The following is a 307-nucleotide window of genomic DNA, read 5'->3' on the forward strand; positions in this document are numbered from 1 at the left end:
GTTTACCTCGCTGGGCCTGTGTCTGGCCGGCGGGATCGTTACCGGCATCTGGGCCACCCGCACTCCGGAAGCTCCCGGGAAGCGGCCCGGCGCCCTGGCGCTGACCCTGGGTATCGCCGGCATCCCGGCCGCCGTGATCCTATTCATCATCGGGCAGATTGTCCAGCGGGTCATCAACCTGCAGGCCGCCGGCTTCTTCGTGGCTGCAGGCTTCGCCGCCGTGGCCCTGGGCGTGGTGGCCCTGATCGGCGGGCTGGTCAAGCGCGTCAACAGCTGACGCTCAGCCGCTCCTCGACCTGCTGCTGAC

General features: G+C 69.4%; 1 protein-coding gene. It reads left to right on the top strand.

Translation table 11 applies throughout. From position 1 onward, the window contains the following. Nucleotides 1-277: hypothetical protein (locus AC5RVV_RS18330; RefSeq protein WP_494002755.1), on the top strand; the 277-nt coding region annotated here is incomplete at its 5' end. Nucleotides 278-307: the final 30 nt, after the last annotated feature.

It is taken from the genome of Arthrobacter sp. MDT2-34-1 (genome assembly GCF_059091365.1).